We start from the raw sequence: 4547 nt of genomic DNA on the forward strand, positions 1-4547 counted from the left end.
CACCGGGCCCGGCGGCGGGCCCGGCGGGGGCGCCGACTCCCAGATGATCTCCTACCTGCAGCGCAACCAGAGCGGCGCCACCTGGCTCGTCGCCGTCTCCAGCGCCCAAGAGGCGTCCTCGATCATCCTGCGGACCGGGCGGCCCGTCATCGCCATGGGCGGGTTCACCGGCAGCGACCCCGCCATGACCGTCGACAAACTCCAGCGGTACGTGCAGCAGGGCGAGCTCCGCTACATCCTGCTCGGCGGACGCATGGGGCCGGGCGGCGGCGGAAGCTCCGCCGTCACCGCCTGGGTCCAGCAGCACGGCACCCGCGTCGACGCGAGCGAGTACCGCACGTCCACCAGTACCGGCTCCTCGGGCACCACGTCCACCGGCGCCCAGCTGTACCGGCTGGGCTGACCCGACCGACCAGGGACATCCAGACGACCTCCACGATCCAGGCCGCCCCGCCCGCGCCCCGCACCCCGCGCGGATGGGGCGGCCTCCCCGGCCGGGTCCTGCACCGGGCCCTGCGCGGCCCCGCCACCGCCGCCGGCACCGTCCTGTACGGCCTCGGCGGCCGGTGACCGGCGTGATGTAGTGGGAAGGAGAACGGCACCAGTGCCGAGGGACAGGGAGTGAGCAGATGGCCGGCACGCTCGATGACGCCGCCGTCGCCGAACGCCTGGGCGGGCTGCCCGCCTGGAGCCGCGACGGCGACGCGATCCGCAGGCGGGTGGAGGCGCCCTCGTTCATGGCCGGGATCGACGTCGTCGCCGACGTCGCCCGCGCCGCCGAGGACGCCGACCACCATCCCGACATCGACATCCGGTGGCGGACGCTGACGTTCACGCTGTCCACCCACAGCGCCGGCGGCATCACCGCCAAGGACTTCGGCCTCGCCGCCAGGATCGACGAGATCGCGGCCCGGCACGGCGCCGGGTAGGCGCGCCGTGGCCGTCCAGGTGGCGGTGTGCGGGCCCGGCGAGTGCACGCAGCGGGAATGGGACCTGGCCTACGAGACCGGACGGCTGCTCGCCGGGCGCGGCGCCGTCGTGCTGTGCGGCGGGCTCGGCGGCGTGATGGCCGCCGCGGCGGCCGGGGCCCAAGCCGGCGGCGGGACCGCGGTCGGGGTGCTGCCCGCCGCCGACCGCGCCGCCGCCGGGCCCGACCTCACCGTCGCCGTCCCCACCGGGCTCGGGCAGGCCCGCAACAGCGTCCTCGTCAACGCCGCCGACGCGCTCATCGCCGTCGGCGGGTCCTGGGGGACGCTGTCGGAGATCGCCCTGGCCATGCGCGGCGGGCGCATCCCCGTCGTGCAGGTCGGCGGATGGCGCGTCCACGACGAGGAGGGGCGGCCCGCCGGCGGGATCGTCCACGCCGCGGACCCGGCCGCCGCCGTCACGGCCACCGGCCTGTGGGACCAGCCGTCCGTTGCGCCGCCCCGGGTCAGTGGGCGGAGAAGCCGCCGTCCACGAAGATCGACTGGCCGGTGACGTAGGCCGACGACGCCGACGCCAGGAACACCGCCGCGCCCGCGAAGTCGTCCGCCAGCCCGTTGCGGCCGATCATGGTGCGGGCGGCGAGCGCCTCGACCTTGACCGGGTCCGACGACAGCCGCTCGTTCAGCGGCGTCATCACGAACCCCGGCACGAGGGTGTTGGCGGTGACGCCGCGCGGCGACCACGCCTCGGCCTGCGACCGGGCCAGCGCCACCAGGCCCGCCTTGGACACCCCGTAGGCGCCGCTGGTCACCGACGCGCGGAACGCCTGCTGCGAGGCGATGTGGATCAGCCGGCCGAAGCCGCGCCCGGCCATCCCGGGGCCGAACCGCTGCCCGAGCAGGAACGGGGCGTCCAGGTTCACCGCCATCGTGGTGTCCCACACGTCGGCGCCGAGGCCGTCCATCGGCGGGCGCAGGTTGACCGCCGCCGCGTTGACGAGGATGTCGGGCTCCCCGAACGCCGCCGCGGCCTCGTCGGCGGCCTTCGCCACCGCGTCCCGCGACCCCAGGTCGGCGCTGACCGACGCCGCCCGGCACCCGTGCCCCTCCAGCTCGGCGACGGTGGAGGCCAGCTCCGCCTCCCGCCGCGCGACCACCACGACGGACGCGCCCGCGCGGGCCAGCGCCACCGCGATCGCCCGGCCGATCCCGGAGCTGCCCCCGGTCACGACCGCGACGCGGCCGTCCAGGGAGAACAGCTCCGACAGGTACGGGACGGGGGAGGGCCGTTCGCTCATGACGGCAGAGTCTACGGATCCGCCCGCCCCTCGTCCGCCCGCCCCTCGTCCGGCGGGCCCTCGTCCGGCCTCTCGTCGGGCCTCTCGTCGGGGGCGTCGTCGCCGCGGCGGCGGTCCCGCCAGATCACCACGGCGATCACCGCGACGACGATGAACGTCGGGACGAAGAACGGCACCGCCGAGATGATCGGATGGGTCGCCAGGACCCCGTCCGCGACGACCGGGCCCGCGGTGATCACGGGGCCTCCGCCGGGAGCCGGCGGGCGATCCGCGCGACGCCCCAGCCGAGCGCGACCACCAGCGCGAGCGTGCACGCCAGCACCACCGCCGAGCACACCGCCCACAGCCAGCCCGGCACGTCGGTCTTCAGCTCCCGCTGCAGGATCGACCGCTCGCCCTGCACGTCCCGGGTGAACTCCGCCGGGGCGGGCAGCTCCCCGGCGCCGATCGCCGGGTCGGCGGGCAGGTAGATCGGGACGCCGGCGAGGGTCCGGCCGTCGTGGACCCGGATCAGCGTCTTCCAGCCGCCGTGCAGCGGCATCGGCTCGCTCGTCCGGTAGACGCCGTCGCGTTCCCTCACCAGGCGGTCGACGTGCAGGCCCTTGCCCTGCCAGCCGGTCACCGTCACCCACGCCGCCCCGTCGACCGCGCCGGCGGGGGAGAAGGCGATGCGGGCGCCGGCGGTGCGGTGCGCGGCGTCGCCGCGGACGTCGGTGAGCGTCACCGTCGCGGTCCGGCCCGCCGGGACGTCGATGACCAGGCCGTTGGCGACCGCCGCCGACACCGCCAGGATCGCCCCCGCGAAGACCCCGCGCGCCACCGCCGGGCGGGGCAGCCGGCCCGCCAGCCCCTCGGCGAGCAGCGCCCCGCACAGGCCGCCCGCGACGCCGCCGATCACCGCCATGAGCATGCCCTCGGTGAGGACGTCGGGCGTCCACGGCAGCCGGAACGCCGCCTGCCCGTAGGCGTACTCGGCGCCGAACCCGGCCGTCCCGATCAGCAGCCCCGACACCGCGCCGGCCGCCAGCGGCCGCCGCGCCAGCAGCAGCGCCGCGGCCTCCGCGCACAGCGCCTCGGCGAAGTACAGCGGCACCGCCGCCCACAGCTCCCCGATCACCCCGGCGACCGCGACCGACACCCCGCCCCGGACCAGCATGTAGAACGCGACGGCGGCGAGCGCGGCGCCGCGTCCGGCCCACAGCCGCACCGCGACCAGCGCGCAGCCGGCGGCGAGCGCGATCAGCAGCGGCTGGTGGACGAGCCGGAACTGCGGCACCCCGAAGTCGTACTCGGCCTGGAACACCGACAGGCCGATCAGCAGCCCGCCGCCGAGCATGCAGCGGCGCGCGTAGCGGATCCAGCCGGGCGGCAGGTCGGCGTCCGGGCGGGCGCGGCGGCCCTCGCGCTCCAGGATCATCATCGCGACCAGCGACAGCCCGGCCCCGCCGATCAGCATCAGGTGCGTCGGGCCCCACAGCGTCACGTCCTGCCCGAAGATGCGGTGCCAGACGTCGTCGAGGGGGAACCCGAGCAGCGCGTAGAACCCGGCGCCGGCCAGCAGGACGCCGCCGGCGGGCGCGTACCAGTCCCGGGTGATCCGCACCGACGCGGCGCCGGGCCGCTCACCCTTCGGCAGCACCACGGCGAGCACGCCGGCGGTGAAGATGCCGAACAGGCCGACCAGGATCGGGTAGTGCGCGGCGTTGGCGAGGGGTCCCTCGTCGCGGCCGTGCGAGATGTGCAGGGAGATGTCCCAGTACATGCCGAGGAGCGCGACGAGCAGCGACGCCATCGCGACCATGAGCGGCAGCGCCGTCCATCCCGGCGTGCCGCGGCCGGGGCCGCGTTCGGCCGCGCGGGCCAGCCGGGCCAGCGCGCTGATGCGGCCGGTGCGGTGCCCCCATCCGAACACCAGCAGCACCGCGGTGAGCGCGGCGGCGCCGGTGGAGGCGATGAGGATCTGGTCGAGGGCCGCGCCGCCCGCCGGTCTGTCCGGCGCCCCGGCGGCCAGCCGCAGGGCGGCCTGCTCCACGGCACCCGCCACGGCACCCGTGCCCGTCACGTGCTCCACCACCGGTGCTCCTTCGCCGCGGGAACCAGAACAGAAGGGGGCGAACGCCGCCCACCGCTGTGGAGTATGTCATCTTCTAATGTGTCATTGTCTAGTGTCACAATCTGTGGTGTGGGACACCGGGACGAGAGGGACGCCATGAGATCGCGGATCATCGCCGGGGCGGCCGCGGCCGCCGTGACGCTGGCGGCGGCGGGCTGCGGGGAGCCCGCGCCCGCCGGGCCGTCCGCCGCCCCCGGCTCGGCCGCCCCC

At 76.4% G+C, this 4547-nt stretch carries 6 protein-coding genes; 3 read left to right on the forward strand and 3 right to left on the reverse strand.

What is annotated here, in order from left to right:
• The 3 genes from E1284_RS38645 to E1284_RS38655 all read left to right on the forward strand — a co-directional run.
• The coding region (locus tag E1284_RS38645) for a mannosyltransferase YkcB-related protein (protein WP_481726686.1) at positions 1-403 on the forward strand (403 nt) is incomplete at its 5' end.
• A gap of 226 nt (positions 404-629) precedes the next feature.
• Positions 630-929, forward strand: a complete 300-nt coding sequence (locus E1284_RS38650; protein ID WP_131945097.1) for a 4a-hydroxytetrahydrobiopterin dehydratase — start codon at positions 630-632, stop codon at positions 927-929.
• A gap of 7 nt (positions 930-936) precedes the next feature.
• Positions 937-1479, forward strand: a complete 543-nt coding sequence (locus E1284_RS38655; RefSeq protein ID WP_131945098.1) for a TIGR00725 family protein — start codon at positions 937-939, stop codon at positions 1477-1479.
• On the opposite strand, the gene E1284_RS38660 is transcribed toward E1284_RS38655, so the two are convergent.
• From E1284_RS38660 to E1284_RS38670, 3 genes are read right to left on the reverse strand one after another with little or no spacing between them, the layout of a single operon-like run.
• Positions 1433-2224 carry an SDR family NAD(P)-dependent oxidoreductase gene (locus E1284_RS38660; RefSeq protein WP_131945099.1) on the reverse strand — a complete coding sequence of 264 codons (792 nt, stop codon included), beginning with the start codon at positions 2222-2224 and terminating at the stop codon, positions 1433-1435. The two genes, E1284_RS38655 and E1284_RS38660, sit on opposite strands and share 47 nt — an antisense overlap.
• Positions 2225-2235: 11 nt before the next feature.
• Positions 2236-2463, reverse strand: a complete 228-nt coding sequence (locus tag E1284_RS38665) for a hypothetical protein (RefSeq protein ID WP_131945100.1) — start codon at positions 2461-2463, stop codon at positions 2236-2238.
• Complete coding sequence (locus E1284_RS38670) at positions 2460-4295, reverse strand: hypothetical protein (RefSeq protein WP_243715004.1); 1836 nt, start codon at positions 4293-4295, stop codon at positions 2460-2462. Before E1284_RS38670 ends, E1284_RS38665 begins: the two co-directional genes overlap by 4 nt.
• Positions 4296-4547 lie beyond the last annotated feature (252 nt).

This window comes from Actinomadura bangladeshensis, from assembly GCF_004348335.1.
GTDB lineage: Bacteria > Actinomycetota > Actinomycetes > Streptosporangiales > Streptosporangiaceae > Spirillospora > Spirillospora bangladeshensis.